This window comes from Acidovorax sp. 22279, from assembly GCF_052045435.1.
GTDB lineage: Bacteria > Pseudomonadota > Gammaproteobacteria > Burkholderiales > Burkholderiaceae_C > Acidovorax > Acidovorax delafieldii.
The window spans coordinates 1-19,810 of sequence record NZ_JBQEOV010000027.1 but is presented as its reverse complement, the minus strand read 5'-3'; the positions used below and the strand labels follow the sequence as shown (position 1 = coordinate 19,810).

Below are 19,810 nucleotides of genomic sequence, written 5' to 3'. Positions count from 1 at the left end.
GTCAACCCAAAGGGTTAACCCCAATTAGCGACCAAAAGCCCCACGTTGCAAACAGGTTAGTGCGCCAGCCCACTCTCTCCTGAGGTCCAGCGCTACAGTTGCGACTCATTAGTTCAACCCGAGACTGGAGAGTTTCATGCTGTCACGCCGTCACTTCCTGGGCGCAAGCCTGGCCACCACCGTTTACGCTGCGGGCTCGTTCGTGCCCGTGTGGGCGCAGAACGCACCCAATTTCGGCACGCCCACCTTGCCCAGTCCTGGTTTCCGTCGCATGAAGGTGGGGGACGTGGAGGTGATCGCACTGAACGATGGCATCACTCGCCGCCCTTTGGGGGAAGAGTTTGTGAAGAACGCACCGCTGGCCGAAGTGCGTGCGCTGCTTGCATCGCAAGGCCTGCCCACCGACTACATCGATGTGCCATACACCCCTTTCCTGGTGGTGGCGGGCGCGCGGAAGATCCTGATCGATACCGGCCTGGGCGAGTTTGGTGGTGCCACCACCGGCAAACTGCTGGACAGCCTGCGCGCTGCTGGCATGCAGGCCTCCGACATCGATACCGTGCTCGTCAGCCACTACCACGGCGACCATATCAATGGAATCCGCAACAAGGCGGGTGAGCTGGTGTTCCCGAAGGCCAAGGTGATGGTGCCTGCAGCCGAACATGCCTTCTGGATGGACGACGCGCGCATGGCCGCCGCCCCCGCCGGCATGAAGGGTGCGTTTGACAATGTGCGCCGCACCTTTGCCACCATGCCAGCCGATACGCTGGTGCGGTTTGAAGCGGGCACCGAGGTTGCGCCAGGCATCCAGTCGGTGGCCGCCTACGGCCATACGCCGGGCCACACGCTGTTCGAGTTGAAGTCGGCAGGCCAGAACTTCTTCTATGTGGCAGACCTGACCAACGTGCCCGCATTGTTCGCGCGCAATCCCGACTGGGCCGTGACCTTTGACATGGACGCAGAGGCTGCGCGCAAGGTCCGCCGCGAGGTGTTCCAGCGCATCACCACCAGCAATGCCATGCTGGGCGGCTTCCATTTCCCCTTCCCTGCGTTTGGCCGCGTAGCAGCAGCGGGCAATGGCTATGCCTTCCAGCCAGCTGCCTGATGCCGAAGCAGCCGGGGATCAGGCTGCGACGGAAGGTACGCGCGTCACACGGCGCACCTTGCTGGGCAGGGGCGCGGCGGGCGCATTAGGTAGCGGACTGGCCCTCACAGCCCTGCAGACCTGGGCGGCCCAGGAAGCGGGTGCCGAGGCCTTGCTGCGCCAGGGCGGAGTGGTGGCGTTGTTTCGCCACGCGCTGGCCCCCGGCACCTTCGATCCCCCGGGTTTCCGCCTGGGCGACTGCGGCACCCAGCGCAACCTGAACGATGAAGGCCGGACCCAGGCTCGGCGCATTGGCGAGTGGTTCCAGACACGGCAATTGCGTCCGGAGAAGGTGCTGTCAAGCCCCTGGTGCCGCTGCATCGACAGTGCCACCCTGGCTTTCGGTGCACCACAGGTGTGGACGGCTCTGGGTTCGCCCAGGGGCTACTCCGAGACCACGGGGGAGAGCCACCTGCGTGAACTGCGCCAGGCGCTGGCCGCAGCGTCTGCGCACAATGGCCGGTTTGAGGTGTGGTTCAGCCACATGTTTGTGCAGTCCGATCTGGCACGCGACAGCACCAGCTCGGGCGATGCGCTGATCTTGCGAGCCCCCCGAGGTGGCGACGTGCAGGTGCTGGCGAAGCTCTCGGTCACCGGATCAACCTGACCAGCGGCTGCTGATGCCGGCGGGAGATCGCGCTCCCGCGCACCGTGGTGCACGGGCCATCGGACTACACGCTGGCGATGCCCTGGGGCGTATCCTGAAGATTCCCAGCCCTGCCAGATACCCCGGCGCGGCGCACACCCAGGAGCCGCCGATGACACCGTCCCACACACTGGGTGAACCCGCAGCGTGCAGGCCACGTCGCTGAGAGCTGCTATGGCCTTCCTCTCCAGTGCCCCTCGCCTTACCACCGCGTCCAACGAGCCTGCGCGATGGCCCGCGAATACCGGCGCGCCCTTGGCGCAGGCAATCCCAGGCAGCCAGCGTGGTGTTCGCATGGACCTGCAGATTGACCTGCGCTATGAGATCGACAGCTACGGCGCCGATTTCGTGTTCAACATCCACGCCGCACAAACACCCCACCAGATCGTCCACAACGAGCGCCTGGTGCTCAGCCAGGACATTCCCCACCAGATCCACACAGACCCTGCGACGGGTAACCGCTATCTCCGGCTGCATGGCGAGCCTGGCATGCTGGAGCTGACCTACAGCGCTACGGTGGACATCCGCCACCACCGTGCCGACCCCACCCAACTGGCCGAGGTGCCTGTGCGGCACCTGCCGCCGCATGTGATGGGCTACATCTACCCCAGCCGATATTGCCAGTCTGACCGCCTGCTGCGGCTGGCCCTGAACGAGTTCGGCGCCTTGTGGCAAGGCCACAGCCGCGTGCAGGCTATCCGTGACTGGGTGAACCGGCATGTGGCGTTCACGTCCAACACCTCCAACTCCAACACCTCGGCCGTCGATACGCTGGTGGAACAGGTCGGGGTGTGCCGGGATTTCGCCCACCTGATGATTGCACTGTGCCGCGCCGTGAACATTCCGGCCCGCTTCACCACGGGCACCGACTACGGCGCCGACCCAGCGCTGGGCCCGCCAGACTTTCATGCCTACGTGGAGGTGTATCTGGGCGACCGCTGGTATCTCTTCGACCCTTCAGGCACGGCCATCCCCATGGGGCTGCTACGGTTTGGCACCGGCCGAGATGCCGCCGACGTGGCGTTTGCCACGATCTTTGGCGGAGTGCGGGCCCAGCCCCCCACCATCCACACCCGCGCGGTGGAGGACCCTGCCCAGGGGTGGGTGCTTCCGCACCACTGCGCCGAGGCGCTGTCCACCGACCAGGGGACGTCTTACGGGGCGCGTTTCGTCGCGCAATAGGGAGTTCGACCTTCCGTCTCCCGCCTCTGGCGGGGGCGGCAGAAAGGCCTGTTGGCCACCCCTGATTGCGGCTGTGGCCTAATATGCCCCTTTTCTCCACTTTCTCAGAGACCTACCATGGGCAACAAGATCGTCACCGAAGCAGACCGCAAGCGCACCCCCCAACCCAAGCCAATGCCCGGCGTGACGCTGAACACCCCTGGCCGTGGCCAGCGCGTGAGCCTGGAGCGTGGTGTCGCCACGCGCAGCAAGAAGAACCCTGGCAAGCGGTCGCGCAAGGGCGGCTGATCAGCCCTCCGGGGGCGCTGCGGCGCCCCGCCACCCACAAAAAAGCCCTCGTCTGAGGGCTTTTTTTTGGGCGATACAGCCGTTTATTGCAACGGGGCCGGCATGGTTTCCACATGGCCTCTGGCGGGCAGGATGATGTGAAACGCTGCACCGCTGGCCGGAACGTTCTCGGCAAAGATCCGCCCCCCCATGGCCTCGACGATCTTGCGGCAGATGGCAAGGCCCAGGCCCGTGCCCCCAGATCCATCCTTGGTCTTACTGGACTGCACAAAGGCCTCAAAAATGCTCTGCAGCTCTGACGGAGGGATGCCCGGGCCCTCATCCCGTACCACCAGATGCGTCTGGCCCTGCGGGTCAGCGTAGCCCTCCAGGGTGATCGTGCTTCCAGGCGGCGAGAACTTGATGGCGTTGGCCACCACGTTGCGGATCACCTGCTGAAACCGCAACGGGTCGGCCTTCGCCACCAGCGGAAGGTCAGGCATGCGCAAATCCATCATCAGGTGGCTGCGTTCCAGCAAAGGCTCCAGCTCGCGGATCACCGGGCGCACCACGCCGCGCAAGTCGATGCGCTCCATGTGGAATGTGCCCACCGTGCTTTCCAGTTTGGAGACATCTAGCAAGTCGTTCACCAGCGTCAACATGCGCTGACCCGCAGAATGGATATCTTCAAACATCCCTGCCAGCTTGGGCTGCGCGCGCCCACGCAGCATGCCCAGTTCGGCATAGCCCAGAATGGACTGCAGCGGCGTGCGCAGCTCGTGGCTCATGTTGGCCACAAACTCCGACTTGGTGCGGGATGCCTCCTCGGCCGCGTCACGCGCCTCCCGGGTGGCGCGCTCGGCCTCACGGAACTCGCTCACATCCATCAGGATGGTGAGCACACCGGAGACTTGGCCGTGCTCATCGGCAATGGCCGCCTTGGCCAGGCGCGTGTCGCGGCGCGATCCGTCGCCATGGCGCACCTGGGTCTCGACGAGGGCACGCCCCCCCCAGCGCAGCAGCTGCTTGTTGGCCGACTTATGTACGTTTGCCTCGTCTGGCGGCAGGCACTCGTCAAAGGCCTTGCCCAACACGGCGGTGCGAGTACGGCCTTTGTATTCCTCCCAGGCCTTGTTCACGCGCACAAAGCGGTTCTGCGCGTCAGTCACAGAGATGGGCAACGGGTTGGTGTCCAGCAGCAGATCCTGAAACGCAATTTGCGCCTGTAGCTGTTGTTGGGCCATCCAGCGCTTGGTTTCGTCCACCGCGCTGCCCGCAAAACCAATCACACGCCCGGCAGCCACCAGAGGCACCACTGCCACCTGGAACATCATCTCCTTGCCCTCGGCAGAGCGGGACACCACCTGGCATACCCGCACTCCATCCGGCGACCGGGGGTCGATGGCCCGCGCCACATCATTACGGCTTTGTGGCTCGACCAGGTCGTGCAGACGTTTGCCAATGGCACGGTCAGGCGCCGTGCCCGTCATCACAGTCCAATGGGCATTCACATAGGTGATCACGCCCTGCGCATCGGTACGAAAAATCAGCTCTTGCACGCTGCGCATCAGCACCGACAGATCCCGCTCGTTGCGGGCAATGCGGGCCTGTGCAGCGTCAATGGCCAGCCGCGCCCGCTCACGGGTGCGCAGGCCACGCCACACGGCGAAGGTCAGGCCCAGCACCAGGGCCACCAGGGCCAGGCCAATACCGATCAGCGCGCGGGCATCCGCCAGCCAGCTCTGCACGGCTGTTCGGTACGAGGTCTCGACCACCACCACCAGCGGCATGGCGGCAGAGGCCCGAAAACTGACGATCTGCCGCTCGCCCAGCACACCCACACCCAGGTAGGTGGCGTGCTCCTGCCGGGGCAGGAACTGGCTGAAGACGGGGATGTTGTTCACCCGCGTACCTGCCAGAGCAGCTGCGGCCCCCGAAGTGGCCAACACCTGGCCGCTGTACGAGGTCACCACCGAGTCAAAAACCTCGGACTCCAGCGTCAGGTGCTGAAAGTTGGACAGCGAGTCGGGATTGACCAAAGCCACCAGCACCAGCGCCTGCCCTGCTTCGTTCTTGTAGCCGTGCATCACAGGAATAAAAGCGACACCCGCAGGAGCCGCCGCCGCTGCGCCTCCCAGCCGCACACTTTGCAGGCTACGGCCCGGTGTGAGGCCGCCCTGAACCGTCCGCCCCACGGCCACCAGAGGGCCGAGCTTGGCCAGGTCCACAAAACTCTCGGCATCGCCGGGCTGGGTGCTGGCGACCACTCGCCCACCAGCGTCCACCACGGCCAACCCCCGAAGAAATGAAAGCGCCGCCAGCGCCTGGCCCAGGGCATCTTGCATACGCCGGGGTTCCGAGGCCACCGTCGTGAGGGCTGGCGATGTGGCCAGCGACTCCAGCGCCAGTTCGGCCGTCTGCATGGTGCGCGTGGCCTGATCCTCCAGCACCCGAGCCAGCATGGCGGCATGGTTCTGGTGGCTGGTACGCACCGTGCGAAAGTCGTTCACGGCCAACGCGCCGACGGCCACCAGTGCCGCCAATGCCGACAGCCCTCCGGTGATGAGGACCAGATGGCTGGTCTGCGACACCCACGTGCGCAGCCTGGTCCAGACCGAAGGGAGCGCCTGGAGGTCGGCCATATCAGCGCACCACGATGGCGTTCAGGCCATTTTGAGAGGCCGCGCGCTGCAGGCGGCCGTCGGCCTTGATGCGCGCCACAAAGGCATCCACCATCGCCAGCCAGGCGGCATCGCCGCGCTTGACTGCATAGCCATAGGGCAGCACCGAGAATGGTTCGGGAGACTCGATGAGCCGGGCCCAGTCGGCGTTGTCCATCATGCGCCGGCTGTAGGGATAGTCGGTCATGAACACGTCAATGCGCCCGGCAGTCAGTTCGCGCTCGCGGGTGGTGGGCAGCTGGATGCGCACCAGCGTGGCCTGCTTGAGGCGCTGGGCCATGATGGGTTCCATGAACGTGCCTGCCTGCACCCCCACCAACACACCCGGCTTGTCAATGTCGGCCCACTGCTTGATGACCGTATTGGATTTGGTGGTGATGCCGTAAATGTCGCTGCGCATGTAGGGCTGGGTAAAAGCCAGCTTCTCCATCCGCTGGGGCAGCATGCCGATGGCAAACATGGCCACATCGCAACGGTCCTGGTTCAGGTCGTCAATGAGGGTGGGAAAAGAAGAGTCCACATATTCGACCCTGGCCTTGAGGTCGCGCGCCAGCTCGGCAGACAGGTCGATGTCGATACCCCCGAGTTGCTGTGTACGCGGGTGCCTGTAGGTCACGCCGTAGTAGTCCGGCCAGACACACACACGCAACACCGACTGGCTCTGGACCCGCTCGGCCACAGGCCCCGCCAGCGCGCTGGTCGCACACACGGCCAGAGCCACGCGGGTGACGGTCAACGCCCACGGTTTCAGACACTGCATCATCGTCATCATCATTGAGAATCCTTGGATCAATAACACCACCGTGCCCGCAGTGGCCTGCCGCTGAGCGGTCAGAAAAAAGGGGATCAGGGCGCGTCGATCAGTGCATCAAAAGAGGGACATTCCTGCGTGATCTTGCAACGCAGCGCATCGATGGCTTCAGCATGCGCCAAAAACGTGTCCACGATCACCGGGTCGAAAGCACGGCCGCGCTCGGCCGCCAGCATCTCCAGCGCCACCGGGACCGCGAAGGCGGGGCGGTACACCCGATCCATGGTCAGCGCGTCAAAAAAATCCACCACGGCGGTGATGCGGCCCGACAAAGGAATCGCCTCGCCCGACAGGCCCGCCGGGTAGCCTTGGCCGTCATAGCGCTCGTGGTGCGTGAGCGCCACCTCGGCCGCCATGCGAAACACTGGAATGTGCGAACGCCCCAGGATCTCGGCACCCATCGCGGCGTGGCAGTTCATGGTCTGGCGCTCTTCTGGGGTGAGCTTGCCGGGCTTCTTGAGCACGCTGTCGGGGGTGCCGATCTTGCCGATATCGTGCATGGGCGCGGCCTTGCGCAGCATGCGTGCGTAGCCCACCGTCTGCCCCAGAGCCAGGGCCAGGGCCTCGGCCAGGTATCCAATGCGCACGATGTGTACGCCGGTGTCATCGTCCTTGAGGTCGGCCGCAGCCGACAGGTGCAACAGTGCGGCGTGGTGCGCGCGGGTGACCTCGCGCAGGGCTTCATTCCGCTCTCGATACATGCGCCCGAAGTCGCGCACAAAACTCTCCATCTGAGCTGCAGCAGCCTCATCAAAGCAACGTGCATCGATGGGCTGCGCCAGCAGTTCGTGCCCGGGTCGAGGCACGGAGGTCACAGCGCTGCCTCCATGCGGTAGATGGTTTCCAGAACCTGCAGAGTGCTGAAGGGCTTCATCAGGTAATCGTCGGCTCCCGCCGCGAAGCCTGCCGCCCTGTCGTCCGACTGCACCCGGGCCGTCAGCATGATCACCTTGGTGTGGCGCATGTCCGGGTCGGACTTGATGCGGCGGCAAACATCCAGGCCGTTAAGGGTGCCCGGCATCATCACATCCAGCAGCACGATGTCCGGCTGCAACTCACTGGCCAGCAGCCAGCCCGCATCGCCCGTAGCGGCTTCGTGGATCTCAAAGTCATCAAACTCCAGCGTCATCTTGAGCAGTTTGCGGATATCGATGTGGTCTTCGACGATCAGGATCTTTTTCATGGCGGTAGCCTTTGTGGGGCCGGGAATAGGCTTGGGATACAAAAAAACACGTTTTAACGTGATTTCTTGCCATTGATTGAATCATATCAATCATTTTTATCAAATGCAAGTCGAGTAAAAATTAAAATTAGGAGAAAATGCGTGATCTATGCAATCTGACAATTCCCTCGCGGAGCACGCCATGGCGGACCACTACACCACGCTGGAAGTCGCCAAGATGCTGGGCATGGCCGTGCGGTCGGTCCAGCTGATGGTGGACCGCAACGAACTTGAGGCCTGGAAGACCCCTGGCGGGCACCGCCGCATCTCGCGTGCATCGGTGGAACGCTGGATGACCGCCCATGGCGCCGGTGGCGCTGCCCAGGCACCCGCCGTCGGCGCTCCAGTCGCCGCCCGCGCGCCCCTGGCCGCACCGGTGGGACCAGCCAAAGGGCGTGCACCACAAATCCTGCTGATCGAGGACTCCATCCATTTCCAGAACCTCGTGGGCCTCATCGTGCAGCAGCACCTGCCAGGAGTGCAGCTGCAGGTGGCGAACGATGGCATCACCGGCCTTGCGTTGTATGGGCAGATTCAGCCCGAGGTGCTGATCGTGGACATCCTGCTGCCAGGCATCGACGGCGCCACCCTGATCACCACGCTGCGCTCGCACCCCCAATTTGCGCGCAGCCACCTCATCGTGGTCACCTCGCTCGACGAGCAACAGCGCGAGCCGTATGCATTTGCCTTGCAGGGTGTGAAGGTGATCCACAAGCCCCGGCTGGTGGCAGAGTTACCTAGCGCTCTGGCCGCGTGCATTCCACAGGCCCAGGTATCCGCATGAGCGCGCCCAAGGTCCTGCTCGTGGAAGACGACAGCTCCATCGCACGCTTTGTGCAGATGGCGCTGGAGGAACTTCCCATCGAGCTGGTGACCTGCGCCAACGTGCCTGACGCCATGCAGGCGCTGCATGCTGGGGGCGTGGAACTCATCATCACGGACCTCATGCTGCCGGGCGAGTCCGGCATTGACCTGGTACAGCGGCTGCTGCAAGAGCCTGTGTACGAAAGCCGAATTCCGGTGGCGGTATTCAGCGCGGGCCTGACGCCGCCAGTGCGCGAGCAACTCCAGGCCATGAAGGTGTGGCGCATGCTGTCCAAACCTGCATCGGTGGCAGAGCTGGAGGCCTGTGTAACCGATGCGCTGGCGCTGGTGGCGGATACCCCTGCCAATGCGCCAGTCACAACAGCCACACCTGCCGATGAAGCGGCCGACGATGAGGCTAAGGCCATTGCCACCCACTTTGCGGGCGACGAGTTTCTGTTCAAGACCTACCACGCCAGTTGCCTGCAGCAGTTCCCTACCGACGTGCGGCAAGGTGACGCGGCCAGCGCAGCGCAAGACTGGCCGGCGCTGCGGCGCCTGGCACACAGCCTGGCCACCGTGCTGCTCACCCTGGGCCACCCGACCCAGAGTGTGCGCGCCCGCCAGCTGGAAAACGCAGCCGCCCAGTCTGCCGCAGAGGCATGCCAGGAACATTGGCGCATGCTGCGCGCTTTCCTGCTGCAGCTCTGATCCAACGCCAGCAGCCTGGCTGGCTGAACACCCTTGCCTTGAGAGCCCCGATGGCGGGCGATTGACCCACCCCATCGCCTTCTCCGGAAGGCGAATGTGAAGACCCATGAACAAGCCGGGGTGGGCTCATATTTCTGAAACATAACCATTCAGAGCAAAAAATAACCAATTGGTCTAATATAGAAACAATTGGTTTCAATCGCCTCAGATGCGGTGTGAAGCTCTCCTCCACCCCCGTCTCAGGCAGCGCTCCATGGACTCCAACGTCGTTTCCGAATACCGCCCCCACCTTGTCGCCATCTCGTTCGCATTGGCGTTCATTGGTTCATTGATCGCACTAATGGTCACACGCAGCATCCGCCACAAGGACGGATCGCTCAACCGCGCAGCGACTTTGACGGCCGGCGTGGCGCTGGGCGGCATTGGGGTGTGGTCCATGCACTTTGTGGGCATGGTGGCGCTGCGGCTGGATGTGGCCAGCAGCTACGGCATCGTTGAAAGCGCGGTGTCTCTGCTGGCGGCCGTGGTCTGCACCTCGGCTGCACTCATCGTGGTGTCCAAGGCACCCCGGGAACTGACACGGATTCTGGGCGCAGGACTGCTGCTGGGCCTGGGTGTGGCGGGCATGCACTACCTGGGCATGTACGGCATGAAGATTGGCGGCTACATCCACTGGGACCTGCGCACCGTGGCGCTGTCGGTGCTGATTGCGATGGCAGCAGGCACGGCCGCCCTGTGGCTGGCCTTCAACACCCGCAGCATGGCCAGCCGCACAGGAGCCGCTCTGCTCATGGCCGCCGCCGTGTGCGCCATGCACTACACCGGCATGGGCGCGGCCGAGTTCGTCTGCACCACCCCCAACCGCTTTGCCACCGTGCAGGGCGTCGGGCTGGTAAGCTCGCTGGGCCTCGGCCCCATCGTGGCCGCCTGCGCATTTGCCATGGCCGTGCTGATTTCGGTGGATCTGTATGTGCAATGGATGCAACGCTCCATCGGCCAGCAGCGCCGCCGTACGGCCTGAGCCAGACGGCACCCGCGCAAAACAAGGGCTGCACCAGGGTGCATTCGGCCCACTCTTCAATAAGATGGCGACCATGATCACCCTGCACCACCTCGAAACCTCGCGCTCGCAACGCATTCTCTGGCTGCTGGAAGAGCTGGGCGTGCCCTACGAGCTCAAGATCTACCCGCGCGACAAAGCCACCAAGCTGGCCCCGCCTGCGCTCAAGGCCATTCACCCCCTGGGCAAGTCACCAGTCATCACCGATGGCGACGAAGTGATTGCCGAGTCGGGTGCCATCATCGAATACTTGGTGGAAACCTATGGCGAACAGGCCCGTGGCGACCTGGCCCACCTGCAGCCAGCACCCCGCACCGCCGAACACCGCCAGTGCCGCTTCTGGATGCACTATGCCGAGGGCTCGCTGATGAACTGGCTGGTGATGAAGCTGGTGTTCAAGACCATCCCCACGCAGCCCATGCCGTTCTTCGTGAAGCCCATTGCACGCGCCCTGTGCGGGACGGTGCAGCAAAAGCTCATCGACCCCAACGTGGACACGGCGCTGGCGTTCATTGAAGAGCACCTGGGCACCCACCGCTGGTTTGCGGGGGAGCACCTGACCATGGCGGACTTTCAGATGAGCTTTGCGGTGGAGGCGCTGATGTCCCGCGCCAACGACGCAAGCCGCTGCCCGCACCTGCAGGCCTACCTGGAGCGCATGCACGCACGCCCGGCCTACCAACGGGGCATCGCCAAGGGCGGCCCAGTGGTGATCGAGGCCTGAACGCACGCCACCACCATGTCTCGCTACGCGATTCTTTTCGTGTGCATGGGCAACATCTGCCGCAGCCCCACAGCCCACGGCGTGTTCCGCCACAAGATCATCCGCAGCGGCCTGGCGCACAGCGTGGTGGTGGACTCGGCCGGCACGCACAACTACCACCCCGGCGAGCCGCCCGACACCCGCACCCAGCGCCACGCGGCGCAGCGCGGTTATGACCTTTCGGACCTGCGGGCCCGGCAGATCACGGATGCGGACTTTGCCCGCTACGACCTGATCCTGGCCATGGACTGGGACAACCTGGCCCTGGCGCAAGACCAATGCCCGCCCGCACACGCGCACAAGCTGCGGCGCATGACGGAGTTCTGTCTGCAATTCGACAGCCCGGTGGTGCCTGACCCGTACTACGGCGGCAGCCAGGGGTTTGAAGAGGTGCTGGATCTGGTGGAAGACGCCTGCGAAGGGCTGCTCAGGCACGTGCAGCGGCAACTGCAGGCGCAGGAACCCAAAGCCCGGCACTGACCTGCCTGCGTGGCTACCGCACTCCGCACACCAGGGCGCCGGGGTCGTTGTGCGCCTGCTCGCGGTCGTTCTTGGCCTGGGCCACCTCCATGTCGCGCGGGAGGGTCACGCCGTTCTTGACGGCCAGGATCTCGGCCATCACGCTCACCGCAATTTCGGGCGGTGTCTTGCTGCCGATGTAGATGCCAATGGGCCCGCGCAGGCGCTGCAGACTGGCTTCGGTCTGGTCAAAGTGCTCGATCATGCGGGCGCGCCGTGCCTCGTTGTTGCGGCGCGAGCCGATGCCGCCCACGTAGAACGCCTCGGTGCTCAAAGCCTCCAGCAGCGCCAGGTCGTCCAGCTTGGGGTCGTGCGTGAGGGCCACCACGCAGGTGCGGCGGTCGGGCTTGAAGGCCAGCACCACATCGTCGGGCATGTCGCTCACCACGGTGGCACCCGGCACGCTCCAGCTGCCCCGATACTCCTCGCGCGGGTCACACACCGTCACGGCAAAGCCGTTGAACAAGGCCATGGTGGCCAGGTACTCGGTGAGCTGCCCCGCCCCGATCAGCAGCATGCGGTACTCGGGCCCGAAGGTGTTGGTGAGCTGCTGTGCATCCACCTTGAGGTCCTCGGGGGCCTGGGTGGGCGCCAGGGTCACGAGGCCGTCGGACAGGCGCACGGTGCGCTGCACCAGGCGACCGGCGGCCAGCTGGGTGATCAGCTCGGCCAGAAGGGTGGGATCAGGGTCGTATTCGAGCAGCAGCTCCAGCGTGCCACCGCAGGGCAGGCCAAAGCGGTGGGCTTCATCGGCACTGATGCCGTATTTGACAAACGATGGCGGCCCGCTGGGGATGCGGTGGTGGGCACCGTCTGCAGCCGCACCTGCCTGCGCGTAGGCGCGGGTGTGGCGGTCGATCAGGTCGTCCTCAATGCATCCGCCCGACACCGACCCGACCACAGCACCGTCTTCGCACAGCGCCATGATCGAGCCCACCGGCCGGGGCGACGAGCCCCAGGTGCGCACCACCGTGGCCAGCAGCGCCCGGCGCCCTGCGGCACGCCAGCCCTGCAGCGTGCGCAGGACGACGACGTCCAAATTTTCCATGACTCACTTCCTTCCGGTACCCATAGCACTCAGCCCCGATTGAACCACCAGGCCAGCAGTACGAGTGCCGCCACGCCAACACCCCACATCCACGCAGGGATACCGCCGCCCTGGGTGGCACTCCCCCCTTCCACGGTGCCTGGCTGAGTGACGGCATCGGCACTGGCTGCTGCATCTGCCGGGGGGGCTTCAGCGCGCGGAAAGCGGCGCTGCATCTCGTCGTCAAACCGCTTGAAGAAGTCTTCGGCCATGCTCTTGGCGGCGCCGTCGATGAGGCGCTGGCCCAGCTGCGCGATCTTGCCGCCCACCGAGGCATGCACGGTGTAATGCAGCTCGCAGCTGGCCTGCCCCGCCGCATCGGCGGGCAACGGCACCAACTTGACCTGGGCATTGCCCTTGCCAAAGCCCGCCACGCCGCCAGAGCCGTCGAAGGCGATGTTGTAGCTCTCGGGCGGCACGATGTCGGACAGCGTGATCTTGCCGGCGAACTTGGCCGACACGGGCCCGATCTTGAGCGCCATGGCCACCGAATACTGGTTCTCGGCCGTGGGCTCGACCTTGTCGCAGCCGGGAATGCACAGCTTGAGCACCTCAGGGTCGTTGAGCGCATCCCAGGCCTGTTGCTGGCTGACGGCAAGGGTTCGGCTGGCTTGCATTTCCATGGTGGGTCCTCTCGGTCTTCAATGGGTGTGGATGTTGTGGGAATTCAATCGGTCCGCTGCATGGCTGGGCTCGATGCGGTGCGGTGCCGCGCCCTCATTGCCGCAACACGCTTGCCAGGCTGGCGGCCAGGTCCTTCAGGTGGCTCAGGTTGTGCACGGCCACCATGCCGTGGGCCTGGCGGTGCAGGGCCGACGCACCGCGCGCCGTGGGGGCATACCCCACGTAGCGCAACAGCGGGTTGAGCCACAGCAGGCGGCCACAGTGGCGGCGCAGCCAGGCCAGCTCGCGCTCCAGCACCTCGGGGGCGCCCGTGTCGAGCCCGTCGCTGATCAGCAGCACCAGCGTGCGCCGCCCCACCAGGCGCCGCGCATGCTGCAGGCGTAACTGGCCCAGGCTGTCGCCCATGCGGGTGCCGCCCGCAAAGTCGGTGATGGCATGGCTGGCCGTCTCCAGCATGGCGTCGGTGTCGGCGAGGCGGAAGGCGGGCGTGAGGTCGGTCAAGCCAGTGCCAAAGGCAAACACGTCCCGGCGCACGGCAGCGCCGGTGTGGCGCGGCGCGGTGGCGGCGTGCAAGAAGGCCAGCAGTAAACGCGCGTAGCGCTCCATCGAGCCCGAAACGTCCACCAGCACCAGCAGCGGCAGCGGTTGCTGGCGGCGCTGCAGCAAGGGGATGTGCAGCACCTCGCCCCCACTGCGCGCCGCATGGAGCATGGCACCGGGCCAGTGCGGGCGGCTGCCGCGTGCGCCCGGCCGGGTGCGGCGGGCCGCGTAGTGAGGCAACGGCAAGGGCACATCGCGCGCCAGGCGCTCCACCAGGATGTATTCGCTGGCCGAGAGCTGGTTGAAATCCGCCTGCCGCAGGCGCTGCAGGTCGCTGGCCGTCATGGCGGCATCGAATTCGATCTTGTCTTCTTCGCGCGCGGGCGGTGCGTTGCGCGCGGCACGCACAGGCGCCAGTGCCTCGCTCACGCGCGGGCGGCGTTTGACGGGCTCGGCCTTGGATTCTGCGCTGGGCAGCATCTGCGCCAGCAGCTTTTGTGCGACGTTGGGATTGCGAAAGTAGGCATCGAACAGCTCGCGGAACACCATGCGGTCTTGCTCGCGGCTGACCAGCACGGCCTCCAGCGCAGCACCGAAGTCCTCGCGCTGCAGGCCCACCAGCATCACCGCCTGCTGGGCCAGCGCCATGCGGGCCGCATCCACCCGCACGCCAGCGCGGCGCAGGGTGCGGCCAAAGCCGCTCAGGTTGTCGGCCAGCTTGCCGGTGCGGGCATCGCCGAGTTGGGAGAACATCGCGCCCTCGGCCATCGGGCGGTTCTCATGCATCGGCATCGGCGGGCTGCAGCAACTGCACCGCCATGTCGCGGGTGAGCGCCGCCACATCCTCGCGCTGCTTGAACAGGATGCCTGCGGTATCGGACACCACCTCGGGGTCCACCACGATGGTGTCGAGCGCCACCAGCGCTTTGGCCCATTCCACGCTCTCGGCAATGCCCGGTGCGCGCTGGAAGGCGTTGGCAAACGGCTGGCTGCGCAGCCGCCCCACAAACTCTGCCACCTGCACGGCCAGCGCCTCGCTGGCACCGGGCACCTGCGCGCGCACGATGGCCAGCTCGCGCTCGCGCTCGGGATAGTCCAGCCAGTGGTACAGGCAGCGGCGCTTGACGGCGTCGTGCAGATCGCGCGTGCGGTTGCTGGTGAGCAGCGTGACCGGTGTGGCCGTGGCGCGCACCGTGCCGATCTCCGGGATGCTGACCTGGTATTCGCCCAGGTATTCGAGCAGGAAGGCCTCAAAGGGCTCGTCCGCGCGGTCCACCTCGTCGATCAGCAGCACGGCGCCCGGCTCTGGTGCCTGCAGCGCCTGCAGCAAGGGGCGGCGGATGAGGTAGCGGTCTTGGTAGACCTCGCGCTCCACCTGCGCCATGTCGGCACTGCCCTGCCCTTCCGCTGCCCGCATGTGCAGGAGCTGGGCCGCATAGTTCCATTCGTACAGTGCCTCGCGCTGCTCCAGGCCGTCGTAGCACTGCAGGCGGATCAGGCTGCGCGACAGCACTTCCGAGAGGGCCTTGGCCAGCGCCGTCTTGCCCACTCCAGGCTCGCCCTCCAGCAACAAAGGCCGCTGCAGCTTGAGCGCCAGAAACACCGCCGTGGCCAGGCGACGGTCGGCAAAATAGCCCACGCTCTGCAGGGCCTGCACCAGGGCGTCGATGGAAGCCGGAACCGGCGCGGCGTTCAACGAGTTCATTGCTATCCAATTCATAGCCGCCAGCGCATATTCCTCTAGCGCTTGCAGCCAATTTCACTCAAAAACCCGCCACCGGGTGCCGTACCACGGTGGCGGGTTTGCCTTCACGTCATCCCAGCATCTGCTGCACAGCGCGCTGCGTTTGCACGCTGATGAGGTTGGCGCGGTAGGCGGCACTGGCGTGGATGTCAGCGTTCAGATCGCTCGCGTCGATCTTCACGCTGGCAGCCGACTGCGGGGTGAAGCTCTGGTTGAGCGCCGCCTCCAGCCCCGCATGGCGGAACACGCTGCTGGCCGCACCGGTCACCGCAACACGCACGCCGCTGTCGGTCTGCGCCACAAACACCCCCACCAGCGAGAAGCGCGAGGCCGCCTGCTTGAACTTCATGTACGCAGCGCGTTTCGGGATCGGGAAGCGGATGGCGGTGATGATCTCGCCCTCATCCAGCGCCGTGGTGTACATGCCCACAAAGAAGTCGTCGGCATTTATCTCGCGGCGGTTGGTGATGACCGTGGCGCCCAGGCCCAGCACCGCACTGGGGTAGCAGGCGGCAGGGTCGTTGTTGGCCACCGAGCCGCCCAGCGTGCCGCGTGCACGCACCTGGCGGTCGCCAATGTGGGCGGCCAGGTCGGCCAGCGCAGGGATGGCGGATTTCACATCCGCACTGGATGCCACGTCGGCATGGCGCGTCATGGCGCCGATGACCAGCGCGTTGCCCTCGCGGCGGATGCCCGCCAGTTCGGCAATGCTGTTCAGGTCCACGATCTTTTCAGGGTTGGCCAGGCGCAGCCGCATGGACGGCAGCAGGCTTTGCCCGCCCGCGAGCAGTTTGCCGCCCTGGGCGATGAGCTGCGCGGCAGCGGCGGTGGAGGAAGGCGCTTCAAAAGTGAATGCGTACATGGTGGATCTCCTTATGCCTTGGCGTTTTGAATCGCTTCCCAGACGCGGTGCGGCGACGCGGGCATGTCGAAGTCCTTCACACCCAGGTGTCGCAGCGCATCCAGCACGGCGTTGATCACCGCCGGTGGCGAGCCAATCGCCCCAGCCTCGCCGCAGCCCTTGGTGCCCAGCGGGTTGTGGGTGCAGGGCGTGCACACATGGCCCAGTTTGAACTCGGGGAAGTCATCGGCGCGTGGCATGGCGTAGTCCATGAAACTGCCGGTGAGCAGCTGGCCCGTTTCGCGGTCGTACACGCAGTTCTCCAGCAGCGCCTGGCCAATGCCCTGCACCAGTCCGCCATGCACCTGCCCTTCCACGATCATGGGGTTGATGATGGTGCCGAAGTCGTCCACCGCCGTGAACTTGTCCACCCGTGTGTGGCCGGTGGCGGGGTCCACCTCGACCTCGCAGATGTAAGTGCCTGCCGGGAAGGTGAAGTTGGTCGGGTCGTAGAACGCGGTTTCGTTCAGGCCCGGCTCCAGCACGTCCAGCGGGTAGTTGTGCGGCACATAGGCTGCCAGCGACACCTGGCCGAACGGGATCTTCTTGTCGGTGCCACGCACCGTGAATTCGCCATTCGCAAAGTCGATGTCGGCATCGCTCGCTTCCATCAGGTGCGCAGCAATTTTCTTGGCCTTGGCCTCGATCTTGTCCAGCGCCTTCATGATGGCCGCGCCGCCCACGCTGATGGAGCGCGAGCCATACGTGCCCATGCCGAACGGCACGCGGCCCGTATCGCCGTGCACGATGTCCACGTTCTCCACCGGGATGCCCAGGCGCGCGGCCACCACCTGCGCAAAGGTGGTCTCATGCCCCTGGCCGTGGCTGTGCGAGCCGGTGAACACCGTCACGCTGCCGGTGGGGTGCACACGGACCTCGCCGCATTCGAACAGACCTGCGCGTGCGCCCAGGGCGCCGGCGATGTTGGACGGCGCAATGCCACAGGCCTCGATGTACGACGAATACCCAATGCCCCGCAGCAGCCCTTTGGCTGCACTGGCGGCCTTGCGTTGCTCGAAGCCCGCCACGTCGGCCAGCTTGTTCGCCCCATCCATGCAGGCCTGGAAGTCGCCGGTGTCGTACTGCAGCGCCACCGGCGTCTGGTACGGGAAGGCCTTGATGAAGTTGCGGCGGCGGATCTCGTCCTGCGGCAGTCCCATCTCCCACGCGCAGCGGGTGACCAGGCGCTCCAGCAGGTAGGTGGCCTCAGGGCGGCCTGCGCCCCGGTAGGCGTCCACCGGTGCGGTGTTGGTGAACCACGAGTCCACCTCCACATACACCTGCGGTGTGCTGTACTGCCCCGCCAGCAGCGTGGCGTACAGGATGGTGGGCACCGCGCTGGCAAAGGTGCTGAGGTAGGCGCCCAGGTTGGCGTGGGTGTGCACACGCAGCGCCAGGAACTTGCCGTCCTTGTCCAACGCCATCTCTGCGTGGCTCACGTGGTCGCGGCCGTGGGCATCGCTCAAGAACGCCTCACTGCGGTCGGCCACCCACTTGATGTTGCGGTTGAGCTTTTTGGACGCCCAGGTCAGGCACACGTCTTCGGCGTACAGATAGATCTTGGAGCCAAAGCCGCCGCCCACATCGGGTGCAATCACGCGCACCTTGTGCTCGGGCAGGCCCATCACAAAGGCCGTCATCAGCAGGCGCTCTACGTGCGGGTTCTGGTTGCTGACGTACAGCGTGTATTCGTCGCTCGCGCGGTTGTAGCTGCCGATGGCCGCACGGGGCTCCATGGCGTTGGGGATCAGGCGGTTGTTGATCAGATCGAGCTGGGTGACATGCGCTGCGTTGGCAAACGCGGCGTCCACGGCGCCCTTGTCGCCGATGGCCCACTTGAAGCAGTGGTTGTCAGGCGCGATGTCGTGCAGCGCCGCACCGGCCACGGCGCCAGATGCGGCGTCGGCCACATTCACCACGGCGGGAAGCACGTCGTAGTCCACCTCCACCAGCTCGGCCGCATCGCGTGCCTGCTGCTGGGTCAGCGCCACCACCATGGCCACGTGGTCGCCCACATAGCGCACCTTGCCCTGCGCCAGGATGGGGTGTGGCGGCTCCTTCATGGGCTGGCCGTCAGTGCTGGTGATGAGCCAGCCGCAGGGCAGGCCATTGATGTTGTCGGCGGCCACGTCGGCACCGGTGAACACACCCAGCACGCCGGGCGCGGCCTTGGCAGCGTCAATGTTGATGCTGTTGATCTTGGCGTGGGCGTGCGGTGAGCGCACGAACACCGCATGGCTCTGCGCGGCCAGCACCACGTCGTCGGTGTACTGGCCCGCGCCGGTCAGGAAGCGGTAGTCTTCCTTGCGCTTGAGCGATTCGCCGATGTGCGGCAGCTTGGAAAAGTCGGATGCACCCATGGTCTTGTCTCCTTGGATTGTTCTGGCGTGGGGACGGCGGGCGCGCTCAGGCGCCGGCCATGGCCTTCTGGCCGACCTGCACTGCGCGCACGATGTTCTGGTAGCCGGTGCAGCGGCAGATGTTGCCTTCGAGCAGCTCGCGGATCTCGCCTTCGCTGGCGTTCGGGTGGTTCTTGCACAGGTCCACCGCACTCATCACCATGCCTGGCGTGCAGAAGCCGCACTGCAGGCCATGGCACTCCTTGAACGCAGCCTGCATGGGGTGCATGGTGCCGTCAGGGGTGGCCATGCCTTCAATGGTGGTCACCTCGGCCCCCTGAGCCTGGACCGCCAGCATCGCGCAGGATTTGACGGCCCGACCGTTCACATGCACCGTACACGCCCCGCACTGGCTGGTGTCGCAACCCACGTGGGTGCCAGTGAGCAGCAGGTGCTCTCGCAGCGCATGGACAAGCAGGGTATTGGGGGGGACGTCAACACTGGCAGCGCGCCCGTTGACCGTGAACTGGACTTGCATCTGGCTGTCTCCTGGAGTGGTTTTGGCTGGATAGGAGCGCGCTCACGATCTCGCGGAGGGGATCAGGATCACGCTCATCGCTCGCGCATCTTCTGCCGCGCCCCACGCCCCATCCCTAGGGACAACCCTAGATTTCCGGGGCCCCTGGCTGGATATTCTCAAAATGAAACATGCTGCAATGCACACTAGTCCACTGAATCCGGGAAATCGGGGGTGCGCCAGGGCTG

At 65.3% G+C, this 19,810-nt stretch carries 20 protein-coding genes; 9 read left to right on the top strand and 11 right to left on the bottom strand.

The annotated features are described in order from the left end of the window. Positions 1–136: 136 nt before the first annotated feature. The 4 genes from ACTJKQ_RS23925 (at position 137) to ACTJKQ_RS23910 (ending at position 3,260) form a co-directional block, all read left to right on the top strand. Positions 137–1,105 (top strand): MBL fold metallo-hydrolase, encoded by a 969-nt coding sequence (locus ACTJKQ_RS23925; RefSeq protein ID WP_108499713.1) that lies wholly within the window; start codon positions 137–139, stop codon positions 1,103–1,105. Beyond that, positions 1,083–1,751, top strand: coding sequence for a histidine phosphatase family protein (locus tag ACTJKQ_RS23920; RefSeq protein ID WP_440598323.1), 669 nt, complete (start codon positions 1,083–1,085; stop codon positions 1,749–1,751). The genes ACTJKQ_RS23925 and ACTJKQ_RS23920 overlap by 23 nt, the downstream gene beginning before the upstream one ends. A 333-nt stretch (positions 1,752–2,084) precedes the next feature. Beyond that, complete coding sequence (locus ACTJKQ_RS23915; RefSeq protein WP_146869604.1) at positions 2,085–2,972, top strand: transglutaminase-like domain-containing protein; 888 nt, start codon at positions 2,085–2,087, stop codon at positions 2,970–2,972. Between the two features lie 117 nt (positions 2,973–3,089). Beyond that, complete coding sequence (locus ACTJKQ_RS23910; protein ID WP_008902830.1) at positions 3,090–3,260, top strand: hypothetical protein; 171 nt, start codon at positions 3,090–3,092, stop codon at positions 3,258–3,260. Positions 3,261–3,343: 83 nt separating this feature from the next. Here ACTJKQ_RS23910 and ACTJKQ_RS23905 read toward each other — a convergent pair whose 3' ends face one another. The 4 genes from ACTJKQ_RS23905 to ACTJKQ_RS23890 all read right to left on the bottom strand — a co-directional run bounded on the left by ACTJKQ_RS23905 (position 3,344) and on the right by ACTJKQ_RS23890 (position 7,914). Next, positions 3,344–5,881: a PAS domain S-box protein gene (locus tag ACTJKQ_RS23905; protein WP_440598311.1), complete on the bottom strand. Its 2,538-nt coding sequence runs from the start codon at positions 5,879–5,881 to the stop codon at positions 3,344–3,346. 1 nt (position 5,882) lies between these two features. Beyond that, positions 5,883–6,695 (bottom strand): ABC transporter substrate-binding protein, encoded by an 813-nt coding sequence (locus ACTJKQ_RS23900; protein WP_440598310.1) that lies wholly within the window; start codon positions 6,693–6,695, stop codon positions 5,883–5,885. A gap of 71 nt (positions 6,696–6,766) precedes the next feature. Next, positions 6,767–7,462: an HD-GYP domain-containing protein gene (locus tag ACTJKQ_RS23895; protein ID WP_395458203.1), complete on the bottom strand. Its 696-nt coding sequence runs from the start codon at positions 7,460–7,462 to the stop codon at positions 6,767–6,769. 80 nt (positions 7,463–7,542) lie between these two features. Then, complete coding sequence (locus ACTJKQ_RS23890; protein WP_056066973.1) at positions 7,543–7,914, bottom strand: response regulator transcription factor; 372 nt, start codon at positions 7,912–7,914, stop codon at positions 7,543–7,545. A 148-nt stretch (positions 7,915–8,062) separates the two neighbouring features. On the opposite strand from ACTJKQ_RS23890, the gene ACTJKQ_RS23885 reads away from it, so the two are divergent. The 5 genes from ACTJKQ_RS23885 (at position 8,063) to ACTJKQ_RS23865 (ending at position 11,771) form a co-directional block, all read left to right on the top strand. Beyond that, the gene (locus ACTJKQ_RS23885; RefSeq protein ID WP_440598309.1) at positions 8,063–8,737 is read left to right on the top strand and encodes a helix-turn-helix domain-containing protein; all 675 of its coding nucleotides are present in this window, start codon (positions 8,063–8,065) and stop codon (positions 8,735–8,737) included. Continuing rightward, positions 8,734–9,468 (top strand): response regulator, encoded by a 735-nt coding sequence (locus ACTJKQ_RS23880; RefSeq protein ID WP_440598308.1) that lies wholly within the window; start codon positions 8,734–8,736, stop codon positions 9,466–9,468. The genes ACTJKQ_RS23885 and ACTJKQ_RS23880 overlap by 4 nt, the downstream gene beginning before the upstream one ends. Before the next feature lie 253 nt (positions 9,469–9,721). Further along, positions 9,722–10,489, top strand: coding sequence for an MHYT domain-containing protein (locus ACTJKQ_RS23875; protein ID WP_440598307.1), 768 nt, complete (start codon positions 9,722–9,724; stop codon positions 10,487–10,489). Between the two features lie 73 nt (positions 10,490–10,562). After that, positions 10,563–11,252 (top strand): glutathione S-transferase family protein, encoded by a 690-nt coding sequence (locus ACTJKQ_RS23870; protein WP_260668172.1) that lies wholly within the window; start codon positions 10,563–10,565, stop codon positions 11,250–11,252. A gap of 15 nt (positions 11,253–11,267) precedes the next feature. Then, positions 11,268–11,771, top strand: a complete 504-nt coding sequence (locus ACTJKQ_RS23865) for a low molecular weight protein-tyrosine-phosphatase (protein WP_440598306.1) — start codon at positions 11,268–11,270, stop codon at positions 11,769–11,771. Positions 11,772–11,784: 13 nt separating this feature from the next. Here ACTJKQ_RS23865 and ACTJKQ_RS23860 read toward each other — a convergent pair whose 3' ends face one another. The 7 genes from ACTJKQ_RS23860 to ACTJKQ_RS23830 form a co-directional block, all read right to left on the bottom strand. Next, positions 11,785–12,858, bottom strand: a complete 1,074-nt coding sequence (locus tag ACTJKQ_RS23860) for an XdhC family protein (RefSeq protein ID WP_440598305.1) — start codon at positions 12,856–12,858, stop codon at positions 11,785–11,787. Between the two features lie 29 nt (positions 12,859–12,887). Next, positions 12,888–13,520 carry a CoxG family protein gene (locus tag ACTJKQ_RS23855; RefSeq protein WP_440598304.1) on the bottom strand — a complete coding sequence of 211 codons (633 nt, stop codon included), beginning with the start codon at positions 13,518–13,520 and terminating at the stop codon, positions 12,888–12,890. A 94-nt stretch (positions 13,521–13,614) separates the two neighbouring features. Next, positions 13,615–14,829: a vWA domain-containing protein gene (locus ACTJKQ_RS23850; protein WP_440598322.1), complete on the bottom strand. Its 1,215-nt coding sequence runs from the start codon at positions 14,827–14,829 to the stop codon at positions 13,615–13,617. Between the two features lie 10 nt (positions 14,830–14,839). Next, positions 14,840–15,766 carry an AAA family ATPase gene (locus ACTJKQ_RS23845; RefSeq protein ID WP_440598303.1) on the bottom strand — a complete coding sequence of 309 codons (927 nt, stop codon included), beginning with the start codon at positions 15,764–15,766 and terminating at the stop codon, positions 14,840–14,842. 109 nt (positions 15,767–15,875) lie between these two features. Beyond that, on the bottom strand, positions 15,876–16,667 hold the full coding sequence (locus ACTJKQ_RS23840) for an FAD binding domain-containing protein (protein ID WP_146869521.1): 792 nt from the start codon (positions 16,665–16,667) through the stop codon (positions 15,876–15,878). Positions 16,668–16,678: 11 nt separating this feature from the next. Further along, entirely contained in the window at positions 16,679–19,066 is a 2,388-nt protein-coding gene (locus tag ACTJKQ_RS23835; protein ID WP_146869522.1) for a xanthine dehydrogenase family protein molybdopterin-binding subunit, read from the bottom strand. Between the two features lie 46 nt (positions 19,067–19,112). After that, positions 19,113–19,583 carry a (2Fe-2S)-binding protein gene (locus ACTJKQ_RS23830; RefSeq protein ID WP_056748178.1) on the bottom strand — a complete coding sequence of 157 codons (471 nt, stop codon included), beginning with the start codon at positions 19,581–19,583 and terminating at the stop codon, positions 19,113–19,115. Between the last annotated feature and the right edge of the window lie 227 nt (positions 19,584–19,810).

Bases quoted from the DNA above. Each gene is read 5' to 3' on its own strand.
- ACTJKQ_RS23925 (WP_108499713.1), top strand. From the start codon at position 137: ATGCTGTCACGCCGTCACTTCCTGGGCGCAAGCCTGGCCACCACCGTT.
- ACTJKQ_RS23920 (WP_440598323.1), top strand. From the start codon at position 1,083: ATGCCTTCCAGCCAGCTGCCTGATGCCGAAGCAGCCGGGGATCAGGCT.
- ACTJKQ_RS23915 (WP_146869604.1), top strand. From the start codon at position 2,085: ATGGACCTGCAGATTGACCTGCGCTATGAGATCGACAGCTACGGCGCC.
- ACTJKQ_RS23910 (WP_008902830.1), top strand. From the start codon at position 3,090: ATGGGCAACAAGATCGTCACCGAAGCAGACCGCAAGCGCACCCCCCAA.
- ACTJKQ_RS23905 (WP_440598311.1), bottom strand. From the start codon at position 5,881: ATGGCCGACCTCCAGGCGCTCCCTTCGGTCTGGACCAGGCTGCGCACG.
- ACTJKQ_RS23900 (WP_440598310.1), bottom strand. From the start codon at position 6,695: ATGATGATGACGATGATGCAGTGTCTGAAACCGTGGGCGTTGACCGTC.
- ACTJKQ_RS23895 (WP_395458203.1), bottom strand. From the start codon at position 7,462: ATGGAGAGTTTTGTGCGCGACTTCGGGCGCATGTATCGAGAGCGGAAT.
- ACTJKQ_RS23890 (WP_056066973.1), bottom strand. From the start codon at position 7,914: ATGAAAAAGATCCTGATCGTCGAAGACCACATCGATATCCGCAAACTG.
- ACTJKQ_RS23885 (WP_440598309.1), top strand. From the start codon at position 8,063: ATGCAATCTGACAATTCCCTCGCGGAGCACGCCATGGCGGACCACTAC.
- ACTJKQ_RS23880 (WP_440598308.1), top strand. From the start codon at position 8,734: ATGAGCGCGCCCAAGGTCCTGCTCGTGGAAGACGACAGCTCCATCGCA.
- ACTJKQ_RS23875 (WP_440598307.1), top strand. From the start codon at position 9,722: ATGGACTCCAACGTCGTTTCCGAATACCGCCCCCACCTTGTCGCCATC.
- ACTJKQ_RS23870 (WP_260668172.1), top strand. From the start codon at position 10,563: ATGATCACCCTGCACCACCTCGAAACCTCGCGCTCGCAACGCATTCTC.
- ACTJKQ_RS23865 (WP_440598306.1), top strand. From the start codon at position 11,268: ATGTCTCGCTACGCGATTCTTTTCGTGTGCATGGGCAACATCTGCCGC.
- ACTJKQ_RS23860 (WP_440598305.1), bottom strand. From the start codon at position 12,858: ATGGAAAATTTGGACGTCGTCGTCCTGCGCACGCTGCAGGGCTGGCGT.
- ACTJKQ_RS23855 (WP_440598304.1), bottom strand. From the start codon at position 13,520: ATGGAAATGCAAGCCAGCCGAACCCTTGCCGTCAGCCAGCAACAGGCC.
- ACTJKQ_RS23850 (WP_440598322.1), bottom strand. From the start codon at position 14,829: ATGGCCGAGGGCGCGATGTTCTCCCAACTCGGCGATGCCCGCACCGGC.
- ACTJKQ_RS23845 (WP_440598303.1), bottom strand. From the start codon at position 15,766: ATGAACTCGTTGAACGCCGCGCCGGTTCCGGCTTCCATCGACGCCCTG.
- ACTJKQ_RS23840 (WP_146869521.1), bottom strand. From the start codon at position 16,667: ATGTACGCATTCACTTTTGAAGCGCCTTCCTCCACCGCCGCTGCCGCG.
- ACTJKQ_RS23835 (WP_146869522.1), bottom strand. From the start codon at position 19,066: ATGGGTGCATCCGACTTTTCCAAGCTGCCGCACATCGGCGAATCGCTC.
- ACTJKQ_RS23830 (WP_056748178.1), bottom strand. From the start codon at position 19,583: ATGCAAGTCCAGTTCACGGTCAACGGGCGCGCTGCCAGTGTTGACGTC.